Here is a 500-nt window from a genome sequence, read left to right on the forward strand (position 1 = left end):
TTGATACGGGTAAGGTATTTAGTAAGCTCTTCGGCCATGCGTTTGGTAAGCGTGGTGACAAGAATCCGCTGATCATTATCAATTCGCTGTTGCATTTCCTCGATAAGATCGTCGATCTGGTTGAGGCTTGGCCGCACTTCGATCACAGGATCAAGAAGACCTGTCGGCCTTATCACCTGCTCAATGTACATCCCTTCTGTTTTCTGAAGCTCATAATCTGCCGGCGTAGCACTTACGTAGATCACCTGATTCTGAAGCGCTTCAAATTCTTCGAATTTTAACGGTCGGTTATCCATAGCTGCAGGCAACCTGAAGCCGTATTCTACAAGAGTTTCCTTTCTGGACCGGTCTCCGCCATACATCGCATGTACCTGAGGAATGGTTACGTGGCTTTCATCTACCACCATTAAATAATCATCGGGGAAATAGTCAAGCAAACAGAATGGCCTTGTACCGGGAAGTCGGCCGTCGAGATAACGGGAATAGTTCTCAATTCCGGA

The 500-nt window shown here is 47.0% G+C and carries 1 pseudogene; it reads right to left on the minus strand.

Features of this window, described 5'->3' with window-relative positions:
* Positions 1-500 (minus strand): annotated as a pseudogene (locus tag HC175_RS17645) (excinuclease ABC subunit B); the annotation flags it as partial.

The sequence above is a fragment of the Salinimicrobium oceani genome (assembly GCF_012037645.1).